10 protein-coding genes and 2 tRNA genes are annotated in these 19,409 nt (G+C 48.1%); 6 read left to right on the top strand and 6 right to left on the bottom strand.

The features are described 5' to 3' along the window. Positions 1–106 precede the first annotated feature (106 nt). From purF to thrA, 3 genes are all read right to left on the bottom strand, one after another. On the bottom strand, positions 107–1,603 hold the full coding sequence (gene purF, locus B2089_RS03110; RefSeq protein ID WP_296319875.1) for an amidophosphoribosyltransferase: 1,497 nt from the start codon (positions 1,601–1,603) through the stop codon (positions 107–109). 27 nt (positions 1,604–1,630) lie between these two features. Further along, positions 1,631–6,523 carry a glutamate synthase large subunit gene (gene gltB, locus B2089_RS03105; RefSeq protein WP_296319872.1) on the bottom strand — a complete coding sequence of 1,631 codons (4,893 nt, stop codon included), beginning with the start codon at positions 6,521–6,523 and terminating at the stop codon, positions 1,631–1,633. A gap of 192 nt (positions 6,524–6,715) precedes the next feature. Further along, complete coding sequence (gene thrA, locus B2089_RS03100) at positions 6,716–9,211, bottom strand: bifunctional aspartate kinase/homoserine dehydrogenase I (RefSeq protein WP_296319870.1); 2,496 nt, start codon at positions 9,209–9,211, stop codon at positions 6,716–6,718. 137 nt (positions 9,212–9,348) lie between these two features. On the opposite strand from thrA, the gene B2089_RS03095 reads away from it, so the two are divergent. From B2089_RS03095 to B2089_RS03085, 3 genes are all read left to right on the top strand, one after another. Then, positions 9,349–9,422: transfer RNA gene (locus B2089_RS03095), tRNA-Asp, on the top strand. Between the two features lie 148 nt (positions 9,423–9,570). Then, positions 9,571–9,643, top strand: a tRNA-Asn gene (locus B2089_RS03090). Positions 9,644–9,679: 36 nt separating this feature from the next. Continuing rightward, positions 9,680–12,484 carry an insulinase family protein gene (locus B2089_RS03085; RefSeq protein WP_296319867.1) on the top strand — a complete coding sequence of 935 codons (2,805 nt, stop codon included), beginning with the start codon at positions 9,680–9,682 and terminating at the stop codon, positions 12,482–12,484. 20 nt (positions 12,485–12,504) lie between these two features. Here B2089_RS03085 and B2089_RS03080 read toward each other — a convergent pair whose 3' ends face one another. Then, positions 12,505–13,197 carry a 5-formyltetrahydrofolate cyclo-ligase gene (locus B2089_RS03080; protein WP_296319865.1) on the bottom strand — a complete coding sequence of 231 codons (693 nt, stop codon included), beginning with the start codon at positions 13,195–13,197 and terminating at the stop codon, positions 12,505–12,507. Between the two features lie 70 nt (positions 13,198–13,267). Here B2089_RS03080 and B2089_RS03075 point away from each other — a divergent pair, with 70 nt between their 5' ends. Then, positions 13,268–14,791, top strand: a complete 1,524-nt coding sequence (locus B2089_RS03075; RefSeq protein ID WP_296319862.1) for a monomeric [FeFe] hydrogenase — start codon at positions 13,268–13,270, stop codon at positions 14,789–14,791. A gap of 45 nt (positions 14,792–14,836) precedes the next feature. Continuing rightward, on the top strand, positions 14,837–15,775 hold the full coding sequence (locus tag B2089_RS03070) for an ABC transporter substrate-binding protein (protein ID WP_296319859.1): 939 nt from the start codon (positions 14,837–14,839) through the stop codon (positions 15,773–15,775). 10 nt (positions 15,776–15,785) lie between these two features. Here the strand turns inward: B2089_RS03070 and uvrB are convergent, their stop codons facing one another. Then, a complete protein-coding gene (gene uvrB / locus B2089_RS03065; RefSeq protein ID WP_296319856.1) occupies positions 15,786–17,783 on the bottom strand; it encodes an excinuclease ABC subunit UvrB in 1,998 nt (665 codons plus the stop codon). 136 nt (positions 17,784–17,919) lie between these two features. Between uvrB and B2089_RS03060 the strand changes: the two genes are divergently transcribed. Beyond that, entirely contained in the window at positions 17,920–18,489 is a 570-nt protein-coding gene (locus B2089_RS03060; protein WP_296319853.1) for an elongation factor P, read from the top strand. Between the two features lie 133 nt (positions 18,490–18,622). On the opposite strand, the gene B2089_RS03055 is transcribed toward B2089_RS03060, so the two are convergent. After that, a complete protein-coding gene (locus B2089_RS03055; protein WP_296319850.1) occupies positions 18,623–19,381 on the bottom strand; it encodes an acyl-[acyl-carrier-protein] thioesterase in 759 nt (252 codons plus the stop codon). Positions 19,382–19,409: the final 28 nt, after the last annotated feature.

The following is a 19,409-nucleotide window of genomic DNA, read 5'->3' as shown; positions in this document are numbered from 1 at the left end:
CGGAATTCAAGAGCCGACCCAACAAGGCCAGCCCTCTTTTCGTGGAATTTTTAAAATCCTGCTAGAAGACAGACTGGCGATTTTCCTTGTGGCCTTGAAAATATCCTTACACAGGATAAATCCCTGAAAAACAGCCCTCGCACCAGCCTTCCTTTCCCTCAGAAGAAGAAGAGCGCAAAGCCTGAATCATTCCTTCAAGAGAGATAAAAGCCAGGGAGTCCGCGCCGATTTCTGCACGGATTTCCTCTAGCTCGTGAGTGCTGCTGATTAGTTCTGCTTTGCTGGGCGTGTCTATTCCCAAATGACAGGGAAATTTTACCGGCGGGGAAGAAACCCTGAAATGCACTTCCCTTGCTCCCGCCCGGCGCAAAATCTCAACTAGACGGCGGCTTGTGGTTCCCCGCACGATGGAATCGTCAATCACAATGACCCGCTTTCCTTCCAAATCACTTTTGATGGCGTTGAGTTTGACGAAGACCATGTTTTCCCGCTCGGCCTGAGTCGGCGCGATGAATGTGCGGCCTATGTACTTGTTCTTGATGATGCCGGTCACATAAGGGATGCCGCTTGCCTTTGAAAAGCCCATGGCCGCTCCGATTCCGCTGTCAGGCACTCCGATGACCACATCCGCTTCCGTTTTGCTTTCAAGGGCGAGAGTCTGCCCCATGCGGTAGCGGGCTTCCTGCACGGGGATGCCGTCAATCACGCTGTCGGGGCGGGCAAAGTAGACATATTCAAAAATACAGGTCTTCTTTTTTTCGCAGGCATATTTTTCGCTTCGGAGCCCTTCTTTTGTAATCACGAGAATTTCTCCCGGCTCAATATCCCGCAAAAATTTTCCGTTCACCGCGTCAATGGCGCAGGATTCAGAGGCAAGGATATAGGAAATTGAGCGGGCGTTGCGGGCGGCGATTGAGCCCGCAGAAGGGGTAGCGGAAGACGACGCGTTAGCGTTGGCTGGAGCGAGGGGAAGGCTTTCCCCGCCTAAAGTTCCAAGACACAAAGGGCGGATTCCGTTGGGGTCGCGCGCGCCAATCAGCATATTTTCGGTCATAATGCAGAGGGCAAAAGAGCCCTTGATTTCTTTCATTGCCTCAATCACGGCCTGCACGAAAAGGTCATCGTCCTGGGGCAGGGACATTCCGCTTCCGGGCTTGCCGCCTTTTTCGATGAACTTGCGCACAATCAGTTTCAGAATCACTTCGCTGTCACTGTTGCTGGCAAAAGTGCTGCCGCCGTCCTCAAGTTTTTCCCGCAGACAAGCGTGATTCACCAGCTGACCGTTATGAGCGAGGGCGATGGAGCCGTTTTTGAAAGTGTTTAAAAATGGCTGGGCATTTTCAAGGGTTCGGCCGCCTGCCGTGGCATAGCGCACATGAGAGAGGGCAATACTTCCCTTCAATTTCTCAAAATCCGCCGGAGCAAAAACATCACCCACAAGCCCCAGCTCCTTTTTCAGCCGCACGCTCTTTCCGTCGCTCACCGCGATTCCTGCACTTTCCTGCCCCCGGTGCTGCAGTGAAGTCAGCGCAAAGTAAGAAAGGCTGGCCGCATTTTCCGCGCCGAAAATTCCCGCAACGCCACATTCGTCTTTTAAGCCCATTTTCTTTTATTCTCCCTTCCCCCGTTTCTAGGCCGTGCACTTTCTGAAAGAGGCAAGCACCGCCTCGTCATGTGCCGTGCCTGCATCTTCCTCCGCGAAAATCTCCGTCATAATCCGAAGGTAATCGTTAGGAATAATCTTCTTGAAGCATGTTTTGTAGTGCTCCCAGTCAGAAAGAATTTCTTTTCCTCTTTGGCTGCCAGTTTCTGCAACATGTTCTTCTATTAAATTGCGCAGGTTTTCCTCGTCAGTTTTGTCGCGGAGTGTTGTTGTTGCGTCGTCCAGGGCGTACATTTTTACAAGCTCGTGGTTCAGGCCTTTGTAAAGGTCGTGCTTTTCATCAAGAATGTATGCCACGCCGCCGCTCATTCCCGCGCAGAGATTTTTTCCTGTGCTGCCAAGGATTACCGCAGTTCCGCCTGTCATGTATTCAAGACCGTGGTCGCCACAGCCTTCCGCAACAACGCTTGCTCCTGAATTTCGCACGCAGAAACGCTCGCCCGCCACGCCGTTGATAAAGGCCTTTCCGCTGGTCGCACCAAAAAGCGCGACATTTCCTACTATTATATTGTCTTCTGCTACTCCGTCGAATCCGGCCGGCTTTTTCAAAACAAGCTTTCCGCCGCTTAAGCCCTTTCCGAATGCATCGTTGGCGTCTCCTGTCAGGCGAAGAGTCAGTCCCTTTGGAATGAATGCGCCAAAGCTCTGGCCGGCTCCTCCCGCAAAGTTTACGGTGAATGTGTCGTCAGACAGTGAGCCGCCGTATCGCTTCTGGATTTCACTTCCAAGGATTGTTCCTACCGTTCTGTCGGTGGATTGGATTGGGATGGGGGAAGCGTCCCCCTCGCTCCCAAGCCAAGTCGCTCCACGAATCGCCCCTGCTCGCAGTGCCGATTCGCTCCGCTTTGTTGTCTTGTCCGCTACCCCCTCTCCTAAGGGGCTTTGCGGTTCAGGCACAGCCTTCGCCGAGACTCGCTCAAAACCTGCCTCGCAGGTTTTGCCGGCTACGCCGTCGCTCACTACCTTAAAATCCCCGGTTTCAAACAAAGGAAGCAGAGTTTTTTCGTCCACTGTCTTTTCAAGTCCGAAATCAAAGGAATCGCGATTTTGCTTCCAGCTGTCAGGAGATTCCCCGGTCAAGCCGTGGAATGACGGGGAATCCTCATTCTTTGCCAGAAGTCTCTGTAAGTCCACCAAATCTGCCCGGCGGAAGCCCTGCCGTTCTTTCAGCTTGAGCAAGTCGCTTCTGCCGCAAAGTTCTTCCACGGTGCGCACTCCAAGCCGGGCCATTATTTCCCGCATTTCCTGAGCGACGAACTTCATGAAATTCTCAACATATTCTGCCTTTCCGGGGAATTTTGCCCGGTTCTTTTCGTTCTGGGTGGCAACTCCGAATGGGCAGGTGTCCAGCTGGCAGACTCGGAGCATTGAGCAGCCCAGGGCGATGAGGGGGGCTGTGGCAAAACCAAATTCTTCCGCTCCCAGCAAGGCCGCAATGACCACATCCCGGCCGCTCATCAGCTTGCCGTCAGTTTCAAGGACGACCCTGCCTCGAAGCCCGTTCTGAATCAAAGTCTGGTGAGCCTCGCTCAAGCCCAGTTCCCAGGGTAAGCCCGCGTGATGAATCGAAGACATGGGGGCGGCTCCCGTTCCGCCGTCGTGTCCGCTTATCAAAATGACTTGGGCTCCAGCCTTTGCCACGCCCGATGCCACGGTTCCAACTCCCGCCTCGCTTACCAGTTTTACGCTGATTCGGGCTTTTCGGTTGGCGTTTTTCAAATCATAAATCAACTGAGCCAAATCTTCTATAGAATAGATGTCGTGGTGAGGCGGAGGCGAAATTAAGGCCACGCCCGGAGTTGCGTATCGTGTCCGTGCAATCCAGGGATAGACTTTCTTTCCAGGAAGATGGCCGCCCTCGCCCGGCTTTGCTCCCTGTGCCATTTTAATCTGAATCTCTTTTGCCGAAAGAAGATATTCTTCCGTAACGCCAAAGCGACCGCTTGCTACCTGCTTGATTGCAGAATTGTATTCCGTTCCCAGTCGCTCTGGATTCTCGCCGCCCTCGCCGCTGTTGGATTTTCCGTGCAGATGATTCATGGCCAGAGCCAGGCACTTGTGGGCTTCCTCGCTGATGGAACCGTAAGACATGGCGCCAGTCTTGAATCGCTGAACGATTTTTTCCACGCTTTCCACTTCTTCAAGGGAAATGCCGCCGTTTTTGTCAAAGTCAAAATCAAGCATTGCCCGAAGTGTGTGTGGATGGTCGTTTGAATCCACCAAAGCCGTGTATTCCTTAAAGCGAGCATAGTCGCCATTTTTCGTAGATTCCTGCAGGGCAAGAATTGTCTCCCGCGTCAAAAGATGGTCTTCCGCCTCTGGCCCAACTTTCAGTTTATGGATTCCGCCAAAGTCCAGTCGGGGAGATTTTGCTTCTTCCTTTGAAGAAAATGCCCTTCTGTGGTGGTAGAGCACATCTTCTTCGATTTCTTTTAAGCCGATTCCACCCACTCGGCTCACGGTATTTGTAAAATATTTTTCGATTACATCGTCTGCGATTCCCACCGCCTCAAAAATCTGCGCGGACTGGTAAGACTGAATCGTTGAGATTCCCATTTTTGCCGCGATTTTTACGATGCCGTTTATAATGCCCTTGTTGTAGTCGTCGATGGCAGTGTGATAATCCTTGTCCAAGATTTTCTGGTCGATAAGTTCTGCAATCGCCTCATGGGCAAGGTACGGGTTCACCGCCCGCGCCCCATAGCCCAAGCACATGGCCGCCTGATGTACATCCCGCACCTCGCCGCTCTCCAAAATCACCGAAAGAGCCGTCCGTTTTTTCGTGCGGATCAAATATTGCTCCACCGCAGAAACCGCGAGAATTGCCGGAATAGCCCCATGATTTTCGTCCACGCCACGGTCGCTCAAAATGATGATATTGCAGCCCTCAGCGTAAGCGGAATCGATTTGGGAGAAGAGATTTTCCAAAGCGGATTCCAGACCTTTTTCAAACAAAATCGAAATCCTCTTCGCTTTCAGTCCCGGCTGATTCAGGGCAGCGATTTTTATCAGGTCAACACCGGTCAGAATGGGATTGTTTATTTCCAGCACGCGGCAGTTTGAGGCCACCGGCTCCAGCAAATTTCCGTCCTTTCCCACATAAACCGTGGTGTCCGTGACGATTTTTTCCCGCAGGCTGTCGATGGGCGGATTTGTCACCTGGGCAAAAAGCTGCTTGAAATAACTGAAAAGGCTGGGATGCTTTTCGCTCATCACCGCAAGGGGAATGTCCACGCCCATGCTGGCTGTAGGCTCAAGGCCATTTTTCGCCAGAGGCAGAATCATCTCGTTGATGTCCTCGCTCTTCCAGCCGAAAGCCCGGTAAAGGCGGGTCCGCTCTTCCATCGTGCTCACAGGAATTTTTTTGTTTGGAATCTTCAAGTCCGCAAGGTGGAGAAGGTTCATGTCCAGCCACTCGCCGTAGGGATAAAGGGCGGCATAATTTTTCTTGCAGTCCTCGTCGCTGATGATTTTTTTCTGCACCGTGTCAAGGAGGAGCATTTTTCCGGGCATGAGGCGGGATTTTTTGGCAATATTTTCTTCTGGAATGTCAAGCACGCCCACTTCCGAGCTTAAAATGAGAAGCCCGTCTTTCGTGATGTAGTAGCGGCTTGGGCGCAGACCGTTTCGGTCAAGGGTGGCACCGAGCAGGTCTCCGTCGCTAAAGAGAATGGCCGCAGGACCGTCCCAGCTTTCCATCATAGTGGCCCAGTAATGGTAAAAATCCTTTTTCTCCCGGCTCATGTTCTCGTCGTGCTTCCAAGGCTCCGGGATACAAGTCATCACCGCAAGGGGAAGAGGCATGCCGTTCATCACGAGGAATTCAAGGGTGTTGTCAAGCATTGCAGAGTCAGAGCCGCTAGTGTCCACCGCAGGCAAAATCTTTTTCATGTCGCAGTCAGAAAATTGCAGGGAGCGCAAAGTCTCTTCTCTGGCCAGCATTCGGTCAACATTGCCCCGAATCGTGTTGATTTCTCCGTTGTGGGCGATAAAGCGGTTGGGGTGGGCGCGCTGCCAGGAGGCTTGAGTGTTTGTTGAAAAGCGCGAATGAACGATGGCCAGTGCCGACTTGTATTCTTCTGATTGAAGATCTTTATAAAAGGTACGAAGTTCGTTCACCAAAAACATTCCCTTGTAAACGATTGTGCGGCTTGAAAGTGAGCAGATGTAGGTTTTTGCGGGGGAAGTCTCCCCCTCGCTGCAAGCCGCTTCGCGGTTTTCCGCTACCCCCTCTCCTAGGGGAGACTCGCTCAAAACTTGCTTTGCAAGTTTTGCCCCTTTCGGGTCGCTCCCTACCCCTAAAACCCCGGCGTCTTTTTCAAATTCACGGCGCAGGACATACAGTTTTCTGTCAAAATCAAGGCCTTTTTCGCAATTTTCAGGCCTTGCCACAAAGCTCTGCCAGATTTGAGGCATGCAGTCCAGTGCCTTTTTTCCGAGCACATTTTCATTTACAGGAACCTTTCGCCAGCCCAAAAATTCCAAGCCCTCGCCAGCACAGCACTTTTCAAAGCGGATTTTCTCACTCTCCAGAGCAGCTTCCTCCATCGAAAAGAAAAACATGCCTACGCCGTAATCCCGCTGGTCTCCGATACTTTTACAAACCGAACCGTTGCGGCTGGCAATCTCCCCGCGCTCACAGGCTTTCTTAAAAAAGTCATGGCAGATTTGAAGCAGGATTCCCACGCCATCGCCGGTTTCTCCGCTTGCGTCTTTTCCCGCCCGATGCTCCAGTTTTTCCACAATGGAAAGGGCCTTGTCCACGATTTTGTGAGACGCGTTTCCGTCAATATTTGCCACCGCCCCGATTCCGCAGGCATCATGTTCAAAAGAAGGTTCGTATAAAGTCTTGCTGTTCATTTTCGCTCCAAAAAAAGCCGCACGCGCAAAGATTACCCCTGCACATGCGGCTTCATTACCGACTTTGAGATTAGATAAAACAAAAAGGCCGTAGACAATGCATCGAAAAACGAAACAATATCTACGACCTCTTTGCCGTTGGTGATACTTTATAAAGATTGAAGACTATTGTCAAGAGCCGTGTGGCAGACTTTACTTAGTCGGGTTAAAACTAACCGTCCTCATAATATCTCCAAAGACACCGGCTGCCGTAACTCCTGCTCCTGCTCCGTATCCGCGGACGGTAAGGGGAATCGGTGAGTATCGTTCAGTCTGGAATACGAATGCGTTCTCGCCACCTCGAACTCCGTAAAGCGGATCGTCTGGGCCGACTTCAAGCATACCGACAGAAACTTTTCCGTCTTTGATTGAAGCACCCATTCGCAAAACTTTGTTTTCTTTTTTGAGTTTTGCCATTTTTTCCTCAAAGTATGAGTCTACTTCCGGCAGTCGTTTGAGGAATTCCTCTGTTGTGCCTTCGATTGAGAAGTTCTCCGGGAAGATTGAGTTCATTTTGATGTCATCAAGTTCGATTGTCATGCCACTTTCACGGGCGATAATCAGTGCTTTGCGCGCGACATCAGTGCCTTTAAGGTCGTCTCGTGGATCAGGCTCGGTGTAGCGCAATTCTTTTGCCTCAAGGACGGCCTCGCTGAACTTTTTGCCCTCGTCCAGCTTTCCGAAGATGTATGAGAGAGAGCCTGACATGATTCCGTTGAAGCCTGTAAGGCGGTCGCCTGAGTTAAAGAGGTTTTGCAAGGTGTCGATGATTGGTAAGCCTGCTCCAACATTTGTTTCGTAAAGGAAGCGGCAGTGATTTTCGTTAGCAACCTGGCGTAGCTTGTGGTAGAAATCCATGTTCATTGAGTTAGCCCGCTTGTTTGGGGTTGCAATGCTCATACCTGCCTTAAAAATGTCCAGATATCGGTTCGGCAAATCGTAGCTTGCAGTACAGTCAACAAAAACCGGGTTTAGAGGCTTTGTATCCCGAACGAAGTCCAAGATTTCGTCAACATTTGCCTTTTCAGTAGCTTTTTTGCTCAGTTCTCGCCAATTTGAAAGATCGATTCCGTTTCCGTCGAGAATCATGCCGTCCAAAGTTGAGATTGCGCAAACTTTGATGTCGATTTTCTGTTCAAGAAGCTTGTCGTGCTGGTCGCGAATCTGGTCGAGCAGGGCGCCACCGATTGTTCCGGCTCCGAATGCGAACACTTCGATTGGCTGGGCAGTGTTGAAGAAGAAGAGGTGAGCCGCCTTGACAGCGATATCCCCGAATTCTCCGCCGATAACGACTGAAATTGACCTTTCGCTAGAGCCTTGTGCGATTGCAAGAATGTTGATTCCCCGTGTTGAGAGGGAATCGAGGAATTTTCCTGCTACACCGCAATTCTGTTTCATGCCGTCGCCGACGATAGAGACGATTGCCGTATGCTCCTGAACATTGATTTTATTGATAAGACCGTCACGGATTTCAAGGGAAAATTCCTGAGAAAGAACATCTTCCACAGCCTGAGCCTCAGTCTGTTTTACGCAGAAAGAGATTGTGTATTCAGAAGAAGACTGGGTAATCAAAAGCATTGAGATTCCCGCCCGGCTGACTGCCGCAAAAATTCGGCTGGCGATACCGGTCTTGCCTTTCATGCCGCTTCCGCTCACTGAAATGAGTGCAGTGTTTTTCAGGCAGGAAATTCCCCGGACAGGACCTGCGTTCTTTTCGCTTTCAAAAGGACCCCGGCCGATTCTTGTTCCCCTTGCGCTTGGATTGTGAGAATTCAAACTCCAGGCTTCGATATTTTTTGCGGCCAGAGGAGTTAAAGTTTTCGGGTGAAGGACTTTGCTTCCGAAGAAAGAAAGCTCCATGGCCTCTTCATAAGTCATGTCTTCGACCAAAATTGCGTCGTTTACGACCCGTGGATCTGCCGTGTAGATTCCGTCTACATCAGTCCAGAATTCACATTTTCTTGACTCAAGGCATGAAGCCACTACAGCAGCCGAAAAATCTGAGCCGTTTCGTCCGAGAAGCCCCATCTTTGGCTCATCGTCGTAATGCTCGCTCCATGAGCAGACAAAGCCTGGGAAAAGAAGAATTCGCGCTGAACTCTGCTTTCCGCCGTCCTTGTAAGGCTCCAGCGCGATTGCCGTTCTGCCATAATCTACATCGCCCTCGGCCTGATTTCCTGTGGTAAAGATAAAGCGGCGGCTGTCCAAAAGCATGACATCTTCGCCCTTTGCCTGAAGAACTGCATTTACAATTGGAACGCAGCAAAGTTCGCCCATTCCCATGATGCGGCAGTGAATTGATTTCGGGCACTCACCGAATGAGGCAACACCAGCCAGTAATTTTTCCAGCTCAACAAAATTGTTTTCGATTTTTTTAAGCACTTCTTTTGCGGAAAAGCCTTTGAGCTCCGCTTCGATTTGTGCGCAGATTTCAGAATGTGTTTTTCTTATGCTCTCAACATAGCTCGCTGCGTTTCCGCCGGTGACACAACCGTCAATTGCAGCCTGCAGACTGTTTGAAACGCCGGCAACAGCCGACACTATAACGCTGATTCGGCCTTCTTTTGCACGGCCAGTCATAATTTGAACAGAATCAAGAATTCGTCTGGCACTTCCCATTGATGTGCCGCCAAATTTAAGAGTGAGCATAGATTCCTCGTTTTTAAAATAATATGTGCCTATTATATAGAAAAACATCTTATAACTCAATCAGTAATTTTTTTTGAATTTTCCGCATCTTCCGCTTGACACGATCAACGCTTTTCTCTAAAATAGACTAATCATTTGGGGGCGTAGCGAAGCTGGTTATCGCGCTGGCCTGTCACGCCGGAGATCGAGGGTTCGAGCCCCTTCGCTCCCGAATTACAAGACTGTCTTTCAAGGCAGTCTTTTTTTTATTCTATTGGACTTCAAAGACAATTTTTTCAAAATTTTTATTTTTCTTTGCAATTTCTATTGACACTTTTTTTTGTTTAATATAACATAACATTCGTTCGTAAGAACAAAGTGATCCCTTAGCTCAGTCGGTAGAGCAACGGACTGTTAATCCGTGTGTCGCTGGTTCAAGCCCAGCAGGGGTCGAAAAGCTCGGCTTTAGGTCGGGCTTTTTTTATGTCTATGAAGAGAATTTTCGTTTTTTTTCTAGCTTTTTTTTTATCTTTTTCCCTTTTCGCCTTCACTTCTTCGGACATTAAGCATTTCACTCTCGAAAACGGCCTTCAAATCTACTTCCTTGAAGATTCTTCTTCCCCCACGGTACGGCTGGAGCTTTGCCTTGAAGCTGGCTTCACAAATCAGAGTCCTTTGAACGGCGGGCTTTTTACCATGTACGCTCGTCTTGCTGGCGGCGAGATTTCCAATGACAGCGTTCGTTTCGTCTCAAAAGTCGCTCCCGCCGCCTGTGAAAAGGCCTTGATTTCTCTTTCCCAGAAGCTAAAGCCTCTCTCTGTTTCGGACTCAGAGCTTTCCTCGCTTTTTAAAATCATGGATTCCGAGTTCAAAGAATATTCCCAGAGTCCGGCAGGCTTTATCAACTCTGCCATTGATTCAAAAGTCTTTGCTGAATCTCCCTGGTCGCGGGAAAGCGGCGTAAATCCAGCCGTCTTTTCAAAACACAAAATCGAAGAGCTGAGAACATCCCTCAATTCAATCCGGGAATCTTATTATTCTCCCTCAAATGCGATTCTTTTCATCAACGGAAACATCACTGAGGGGGCTTGTCTTTCCCTGGTAAAAAAATATTTTTCCCAGTTTCAGACAGTCAATCTTTCTGGCAGGCAGGACTGGGATTCAGAAAAAGTCCGAAAAGCCCTTTCTTCCGGCAAAAATCCAAAATCCCGGAAATTCATTCTTTCCCACAAAGATTTTTCCGACGAAATGACACAAATCGCCCTTCAGTACACATCCCTTGACCGGGACGAGGCGGACGCCCTTTCTGCAAGCTGGAATCAAGATTCTTCCGCATTAAAAAAATTGCTCTTAAAACAGCGGAATTTAAAAATCTTAGGTGACGAATACATTGATGTCTCTTCCGCCCAGGAAAAATCATCTTCACGGCTTATAATTCAGTCTTTAATCGGCAAGGCAAAGGTCTCTCCGGTGGTGCAGGTGGATTTATTCCTGACCATGAGCCGGGACGAGGATGTTTTCTCCAAAAAAGAGCTGGAAAATTCCCTCAAAAAATCCCGAACGGCCTTTACCCGGCTTTCAGAAAGTTCCGACGCAACCATGGAAGCCTTTTCCCGCCAGCTTTCCCTGTCAAATAATTCTTCTGATGCCGTCCAAGACTTTTTCCAAAAAAATGACCGTCTCTCACAAATCGAAATTTCTGATTTGCAGGAAAAAATCATGGCGGAAGAGCCTTTTGTTTTCGTCTTTTTGAATTCCGCAGTTTACCAAAAATATGCCGCAGATTTTAAGAAAGCCGGTTTTGTCGAAATTCCCCAAAAAGAAAGTGCCTGGTACAATCAGACTTTCTACAAAAAACTTTTTGCCCAGAACGAAGAAAATCCAGAATCAAATAAAAATCTTCTGGAAGAAATCGCTTCCTCGGCAGACCGCTTCATCGAAAAAAATCTTTCTGAATTTTCAAATTTTACCCTTCAAAACGATATTCCTGTCACGGTCAAACGGAGCGAAAATTCAAAAACGGCGGTTCTTTCCCTTACGATTGCAGGCGGCGAGCTTCTTTTTACGGACAAAGTTCCGGGACTGGCTTCTGTGCTGGCCGATTCCATTGCGGTCAACATTAACCGTCAGCTGGATTTGTTTGCCTCAAACGGTGCGATTTCTGGATTTTACGAAGTCGGCGCGCAAAATCTTTCGACCCACTCGATTATTACGGTCACTTGTCTTTCGGGAGAAATGGATTTTGCGATTCAGGCCTCTTACACGGCTCTGGTTTATTGCGACATCAATCCTGCGACCGCAGACGGCGTGACTTATGACGAGCGCACTCAATGGCGGCTCAAAACCGGAAGCACGGAATTCCAGCTTCTGTGCGAGGCGGTGCGACTTTTGTACGGGGATTCGGATTATCCCAAGCTTTACCGCGACACCGAGGACAAGCCCGCGAAAAATCTTGATTTTACCAAGATTCAGGAAGCCTATCCAATTTTATTGGATTCAAGCCGTTTTTCCCTGATTCTCTCAGGCGGATTGAAAAGTGACGAAAAATTGCTCAAATCCTTAAATTCAACTTTCGGACTTTTATCAAGCATTGCCCAGACTCGTTCCACTGATTTGCGGGTCAAAAAGCCTGACTTTGAAAAGCTTTCCGCAAAAGAAAAAAGAATTTCCCTCCGTCATCTTTTTCTGACTGACATTTCAAAGGAAGAAGCCGGGCCCATGCCAGCCGTTCTCATTCCCACCACAAAATTCCTTGACCCGGTTTTGTATTGTCTTCCTTCGCCCGACCTTTCTTCCACGGATTGTGCTCTTTTTGACGCGATTTTAATCGAGCTTGCCCAGCGAATGGAAGCCAGACTTTCCTCAAAATATCCCGAAACGAAAGTGAAAGCCCTTCTTCCCGAAAATGACCTGCCTTTTGCCCGAATCCTTGTGACCAGCGTTGAGCATACGGCAGAAGTTGATTCTGTCTATTCGGAATGCATTTCTTCTATTAAAAAAGATATTTCTGCTCAGATTGACATTCAGACTGACTGCGTAATCGACCTTGAAAAAAGTGATTTGCTCGCTTCCCTTGAGAATAACTGGCTCATGGCAGTGATTTCCAAGGCTGGAAGTCAGGAGGGAACGGCCCGGTTGATGCAGAGCGGGGAAGTGCAGAAAAATCCCCGTCTCTACCTTGAGCAGTATCAGGCGATTTCAAAGGCCAAAATCGAGGATTACTACCTGATTGCCGAAAGCTACTTTGATTCCCTTCCGCCCCTGCGCCTTTACAGCAAAGATTCTAAAAAATAATCGCAATGCGTATGCAGCGGTTAAAAGATTACCCTGTCCATGAGGATGTCGTGCTTGTCGGTGGCAAGGTCTGTGACAATCTGGCAGGGAAGGGCGACTCCGCACAAATAGGGCTTTAGGCCGGCCTTCTGTAATTTTTCTATGTAAATGTCGTAAAATCCTTTTCCGTGCCCCAGTCGCTTTCCGTCTTTCGTAAATGCCACGCCGGGAACAAGCATAAAGGGGGAAGTCTCCCCCTCACTCCAACCCGCTTCGCGGTTTTCCGCTACCCCCTCTGCGGGACAGCCTTCACCTGTTTCTTGCCCCGCAAGACCCCAATCAAGTTTTTTCAAATCAGTTTTTGGCTCCAAGATTCCATAGGCTCCGGCTTCCAGCTGGTCTTCCAGAGATTTTCCTTCTTCTAAAAAATAAAAGTCCATCTCGCTCCTGCCGTCTTTCAGGGCCTCAAAATCCACTTTGGGAACGGCGACTTTTTTCCCTTTTTTCAGCGCGTCTGAAATGACTGGTCTGCAATCGGCTTCAAGTTTGTCGGGAATATAGGCCAGAATCAGCGGAGAATTCTTGTATTCGTCAAGGACTGTGATTTTTTCTGTAAGATTTTCGGCCAGAGAATCTTTTTCTCTTTCTGAAAGATTTTCGTGAAAGAGCGTGAGGGTTTGCTTCATTTCTTTCCGTAAAATTTTCTTAAAATCCCTTGTGTTTCCGCCATTCATAATGCAATTCTAGCAGATTTATGATATAATTGTAAGGAAACAGTCAAAAATTAAAAGCAAAGAGGTACACATGCTTAATGTCAACAACAATGCTTCACTTTTGAAGCAGGAAATTTTGGTCAGAATCGCTAAATTACAGCTTGAGGGAAAACTTGAAGAAGGCGTTCACTACATTCCAAAAGAAATGGTTCCGGCGGGAAGTCCTTCAATCCGCTGTTGTATTTACCACGACCGTGAAATTTTAAGAACCAGAGTTCTTGCCCGCATGGGATTCTCTGTAGAGGATATCGATGACGAAAAACGCCTTGCAGACTATGCAAAAGACGCACTGAATCGCGAAAAGCCTACATGGCCAATGCTCACATTCCTTAATGACGCTTGTAACGGCTGCGTTAAGTCAAAATATCTTCCTACGAACGCTTGTCAGGCTTGTCTTGCCCGTCCTTGTAAGGTCAACTGTCCTAAGCAGGCCATCGAAATCTACGACCATCGCGCTCACATCGACCCAAACAAGTGTATCAACTGTGGTCTCTGTGCCCAGAACTGTCCTTACCACGCAATCGTAAAGATTCCGATTCCTTGTGAAGAGGCTTGCCCGGTTGGTGCAATCACCCGCAACGAAGAGACCGGCCACGAGCAGATTGACTACGATAAATGTATTTTCTGCGGAAAATGTATGAGCTCATGTCCTTTCGGTGCTGTCATGGACAAGTCCCAGCTCGTTGATGTTATCAAGCACATCATGAACGGCAAAAAAGTCGTGGCAATGTATGCTCCTGCAATCGGTGCCCAGTTCAAGGGTGCAAAAGTCGGTCAGCTTGAAGGCGCTCTCCTTGCGGCAGGTTTTAGCCGGGTCTGGGAAGTTGCAATCGGTGCCGACATCACTGCCGACAAAGAAGCCGCGGAATTCGTAGAGCGCATGGAGCGGGGGGATAAAATGATGACCACCAGTTGCTGCCCTGCCTATGTCCGCGCCGTTCACATTCACGCGCCAGAGCTTAAAGATTGTATCTCAGAGACAAAATCTCCAATGATTTACACGGCCGAGCTTGCCAAAAAAGCAGACCCTGACTGTATCACTGTTTTCGTCGGCCCTTGTCTTGCAAAACGCCGGGAAGGTTTCGACAGTGACTTAGTTGACTATGTCCTTTCAGTTGAAGAAATCGGCGCTCTCTTTGCCGCAAAAGAAATCGACATCACCAAAATGGAAGTAAAACTGGGAAAATACAATCCTACAGTCTCTGCCCGCAATTTCGCAAAGACTGGCGGCGTTGCAGAAAGCGTAAAAATCCGCCTCAAGGACGATTCTATTTTGCGACCGGTGGTTATCAACGGTCTCGACAAGGCTGGTATCAAGAATTTACAGAATTACGGCAAAATCAACGCCGGTACAATGCCCGCTCCCGCTGATTGTCCAAACCTCATCGAAGTCATGGCTTGTGAGGGTGGCTGTATCGCAGGTCCTTCTGTAATCATGAATCCAAAAACCGGCGCGGCTCTTCTCAACATGTACGCAAATGCCGGCTCAAAAGAACTGGTTGACGGCATCCCGCCAAAATGCAACATGGATGAAGTCATTAAAAATGAGAGATAAACAATTAGCAATGAGCAATTAGGAGTTAGGAATTAAAGATTTTTCATGTTAAAAAAAATTATCTGTCTTTTTTCATGTTTTTCTCTTTTCCTTCCTCTTTTTGCTCAAAAGGCCTCTATTCGGCTGGGCGTGCTTAAGGGAATTTCCTGTGCGCCCTGCGCTTATCTAATTGAAAACAAAGAAAAATTGGCCGTGCAGAACATTTCTTTTCAGATTTTTGATTCTGCTCAGGCCGAGCTTCCCAAGCTTCTCAGAGGCGAGATCGATATGGGCTTTCTTACGCCTGAAGATGCGGCAAAAGTCTTTACGGCGGGGAAGGGCGCCCTTTTAATGGCGGGCCTTGTGCAAAACGGTGGCCTTTATCTTCTTACAAATGATGAACTATATGTATCTCTTGAAAATCTTCAAGAAAAAAATATTTTTATTTCCGAAAAAGATTCCTCTAAAATACCTCTGTTAAAATCACTGATTACTAAAAAAGAAGGTGAAGAAAATGGTTCCGGCGAATCTTTTCATTTTGATTTTTCCCTTCCACTTGCAAGCATTGCAAACAAACTGATTATTGGAGAGGCAGAATATGCCTTGCTTTCTGAACCTTTTGCAACGGTTGCTCTAAAAAATTCTTCTAAACTAATCCGCGCTGAAAATATCCAACAAGTATACATGGAAAAAGAGAATGGAAATACAATTCCGTCAATGATTCTTGTTGTACGAGTGGCTTTTGCCGATGAAAATCATGATTTAGTCCGGCAATTTCTTGAAGTTTACAGAAGTGGTCTTCAATGGACAAACAATAACCATGCAAAAGCCGCTATGCTTATTGAAAAACATAAACTCGGACTTTCTCAGGCTGTAGCGCGGGATTCTATAGCAAATGCCTCCTTAGTTTTTCGCACGGCTCCTTCTGCAAAATCCGACATCGAAAAATATCTTACTATTCTGGGACGCGAACTTCCAGCTGAGGAATTTTATTTTGCGCCCTAGCTTGCGGGCATTATTTTCCATAGGTTCGCTCGATTTCCTGAATCTGGTCGCGGATTGCGGCGGCTTCCTCATATTCCAGTCTGTCGGCGTAATCGGACATTTCTTTTTTTAGGGCGTCGATGAGCTTTTTACGCTGCTTTGGATCGAAGAGATTGGCGCTCTTTTTAAGGACTCCCAGCTCCACTTCGGCATTTTCGGCGGCGTCTTGCTGCTGGCGAACGAGAATGTCCTGCACTGCCTTTGAGACCGTGTGGGGCGTGATTCCGTGCTCCTCGTTGTATTTCTGCTGGATTTGGCGGCGGCGTTTTGTCTCATCAATGGTTTCCTTGATTGCGGGCGTAATGTTGTCGGCGTACATGACGACCATTCCGTTTTCGTTTCGGGCGGCCCGTCCCACAATCTGAATCAAACTGGTGGTTGAGCGCAGGAAGCCGATTTTGTCCGCGTCAAGGATTGCGATAAAGCTGACTTCAGGCAAATCGATTCCCTCTCGCAAGAGGTTGATTCCGATAAGAACATCGATTTCGCCGGTTCGCAAGGATTTGAGGATTTCAACCCGCTCAAAAGTATCGATTTCTGAGTGAATGTATTTGACTTTGAGATTTAAGCCCAGAAGATAGTCCGTCAAATCTTCCGCCATCTTTTTGGTCAGAGTAAGAATCAGGCTGCGCTCTTTCTTTTCGATTCTGGATTTTACTTCCTTGTAAATGTCTTCCATCTGGCCTTCGCTGGGGCGCACTTCGATGAGAGGGTCTAAAAGACCTGTCGGGCGGATAATCTGCTCCACCACCTGACTTGACTGGGCGATTTCTTCTTTTCGGGGCGTGGCCGTCACATAAATCACCTGGTTCATCTTTTTCCAGAATTCATCGCCTTTAAGGGGGCGGTTGTCCAGGGCAGAGGGCAGGCGGAAGCCGAAATCAACGAGATTCTGCTTGCGGCTTCTGTCTCCCTCGTACATGGCTCCAATCTGGGGAACGGTGACATGGGCTTCGTCAATGAGGCAGAGAAAATCATCTGGGAAGTAGTGCAAAAGGGTCGCAGGCGGCTCCCCGGTCTTCCGGCCAGAAATTGGTGCGGAATAATTTTCGATTCCTGAGCAATAGCCCATTTCCTTCATCATCTCAATGTCGTAGGTGGTGCGGGTTTTCAGCCGCTCGGCCTCAAGCATTTTGCCCTGAGAAAGCAAAGTCTCCACCCGCTCTTCAAGCTCCTTTTGGATTCTGTCTGTGGCGGCAAGAAGGGCATCGTGGGGAACTACGAAGTGTTTTGCCGGGTAAAACTGCATCTCGTCCAGCTCTTCTTCCGTTGCCCGGTTCAGGACATTGAATCGCTTTATGCTGGAAATCTCGTCAAAATCAAGCTCGATTCTGTAGGCCGTGTCAGTCTCCATGTAAGGCGGATAGACTTCGATAACATCTCCCCTCACGCGGAAATTTCCCCTGTCCAAAACCATGTCGTTCCGCTGATACTGAATCGAAGCCAAATCCCGCTCGAATTTCCGCAAATCAAGGATTTCGCCTTTTTCGATGTGAACGCGCATTTCCTTGTAAAGGTCAGGCATACCCAAACCGTAAATGCAGCTGACCGTGGCCACGACTATTACATCCCGCCGCTCCATAAGCGAGTAGGTTGCCGCCAGACGGAGCTTGTCGATTTCGTCATTTGTGGCGGCGTCTTTTTCGATGTAAAGGTCGCGGGCCGGAACATAAGCTTCCGGTTGGTAGTAGTCGTAATAAGAGACAAAATATTCCACCGCATTGTGGGGAAAAAATGACTTGAATTCCCGGTAAAGCTGGGCTGAAAGGGTCTTGTTGTGGCTGATAATCAGAGTGGGTCGCTGAACCTTTTCGATGATTTTTGCCATAGTGAAGGTTTTTCCAGAGCCGGTGACGCCTTTAAGAGTCTGAAAACGATCGCCTTTTAAGAATCCCGCAGAGAGTTTTTCGATTGCCTCGCCCTGATCACCTGAAGGCTGATAGGGGCTTACGACTTCAAATTTACGCATGATTAGATTATACAGAATTTCGACGCGGATGCACACAGATAAAAGCAGATAATGATAACATCGATAATGAGTTGAATATCTCTTTAAAAATCACTAAAATAGGAACATAAAGCTTTATTTTTTGAGGTAACATATTATGTTGATGACAAACGAAATCAAAGTCGGAACTGCCTTCATGTACGAGGGAAAGGCTCTCATCGTTCAGAAAATGTTGGGTCAGAAATCTGGTCGCCAGGGCATGGTTACAAAACTTCGCGTTGCAGACATCGTAACTGGCGGAACTCAGGATCTCGGTCTTGACGCTGGCGAAAAATTTGAGGAAGTTGACCTTGTCGAAAAGAACGTTAAACTTTCTTACATCGACGGAAACGACTACCACTTCATGGATCAGGAAACTTACGACGATATCACTCTTGAGAAAGACTATCTCGGCGACAACGCTGGCTACATCTCTCCGGATGATGACTACGATGTAAAAATCACTTACTACAACGAAAAACCGGTCGGCGTTCGCTTGCCAATTCAGGTTACACGCACAATCACATACTGTGAGCCAGGAATCAAAGGCGACACTTCAGGCAAATCAACGAAACCTGCAACTCTCGACACAGGCATGGAAGTTAAAGTTCCATTGTTCTGTAACACAGATGACCGCATCGTAATCGACACACGCGACGGTTCATTCGTAGAGCGCGCTAAGGACTAAATAATTTATAGCTCTACCATTTAGTAAGAGCAAAAAAAAACGGACGGAGTCGGGGTTGCGACACAAACTCGCCTGAGCTTTGCTCACTGCGATGTTTGATGGCGCGTTCCCGACGAGAGTCCGTTTTTTTTGTTTATTGCCAAATTAGTTCACTTTCAAAGGAAACGCCTTCTTCAGTTTTGCCCACAATCGTGAGGCGTTTTTCTTCTTCGTTTACTTTTCCGAAAATTTCAAGTTTTTGCCCCAATTTTGCTTCCTTTGCGTAGTTAAGGCGGAAGTCAGTGAAGGCTTTGTCACGCAAGTTTTCAGGGATTGCGTTTGCCACGAAGGCTCCGTAGCGGGCGTTGTTCACATGATTGTTTCCGTCAATGTCTGAATATCTGATTTTCCATTCGTCCCATTTTTCTAAATCTTCAGGAATCTGAATCTTGCCGTATTTGAGGCAGTCATGCTCTTTCTGGCTCTCAACCGGCGGCCTCAAATCGAATTTTTTTGTGGGGATGATTCTGTGGGCGACGGGATCCACTAAAAGCCAAGAGCTTAATCCTGTAATCAGCGGCTCACCCCCTGGCGTGGTGAATTCGTAGGCACGGACAAGCTGCAGGGCTTCGGCCTTTTCTTCGTAAGTCGTAAAGACATAATTCTCGTTTTCGCGCGGGAAGCGGTGAAAGCGGAAGGCTACCCTTGAAACCAGGCAGGCATATCCGTGCTTCGTGAGAGTATCCCTGTCCATGCCCCGCTGGGCGTAATCTTCCACGGCCATGTCGCTGGTCACTTTTAAAAGCTCGTAAAAGCTCATTTTTTTGCATGAATCGCTCTGTGAAAACTGAACTTTATGCTCTGAGTGGAATGTAATTCCGTCCTCATCGTACCATTGCTTGAATTCTGTCATTTTTTTACCTCGTTTATTTGACACGGAA

The organism is Treponema sp. UBA3813, assembly GCA_002368605.1.
Lineage (GTDB): Bacteria > Spirochaetota > Spirochaetia > Treponematales > Treponemataceae > Treponema_D.
This window is presented reverse-complemented; position numbering and strand designations above follow the sequence as displayed.

What these genes read in the sequence shown, in the direction of transcription:
- uvrB (WP_296319856.1), bottom strand. Translation starts at nt 17,783, where the DNA reads ATGCGTAAATTTGAAGTCGTAAGCCCCTATCAGCCTTCAGGTGATCAG.
- thrA (WP_296319870.1), bottom strand. Translation starts at nt 9,211, where the DNA reads ATGCTCACTCTTAAATTTGGCGGCACATCAATGGGAAGTGCCAGACGA.
- B2089_RS03080 (WP_296319865.1), bottom strand. Translation starts at nt 13,197, where the DNA reads ATGAATGGCGGAAACACAAGGGATTTTAAGAAAATTTTACGGAAAGAA.
- B2089_RS03055 (WP_296319850.1), bottom strand. Translation starts at nt 19,381, where the DNA reads ATGACAGAATTCAAGCAATGGTACGATGAGGACGGAATTACATTCCAC.
- B2089_RS03075 (WP_296319862.1), top strand. Translation starts at nt 13,268, where the DNA reads ATGCTTAATGTCAACAACAATGCTTCACTTTTGAAGCAGGAAATTTTG.
- B2089_RS03070 (WP_296319859.1), top strand. Translation starts at nt 14,837, where the DNA reads ATGTTAAAAAAAATTATCTGTCTTTTTTCATGTTTTTCTCTTTTCCTT.
- B2089_RS03060 (WP_296319853.1), top strand. Translation starts at nt 17,920, where the DNA reads ATGTTGATGACAAACGAAATCAAAGTCGGAACTGCCTTCATGTACGAG.
- gltB (WP_296319872.1), bottom strand. Translation starts at nt 6,523, where the DNA reads ATGAACAGCAAGACTTTATACGAACCTTCTTTTGAACATGATGCCTGC.
- purF (WP_296319875.1), bottom strand. Translation starts at nt 1,603, where the DNA reads ATGGGCTTAAAAGACGAATGTGGCGTTGCGGGAATTTTCGGCGCGGAA.
- B2089_RS03085 (WP_296319867.1), top strand. Translation starts at nt 9,680, where the DNA reads ATGAAGAGAATTTTCGTTTTTTTTCTAGCTTTTTTTTTATCTTTTTCC.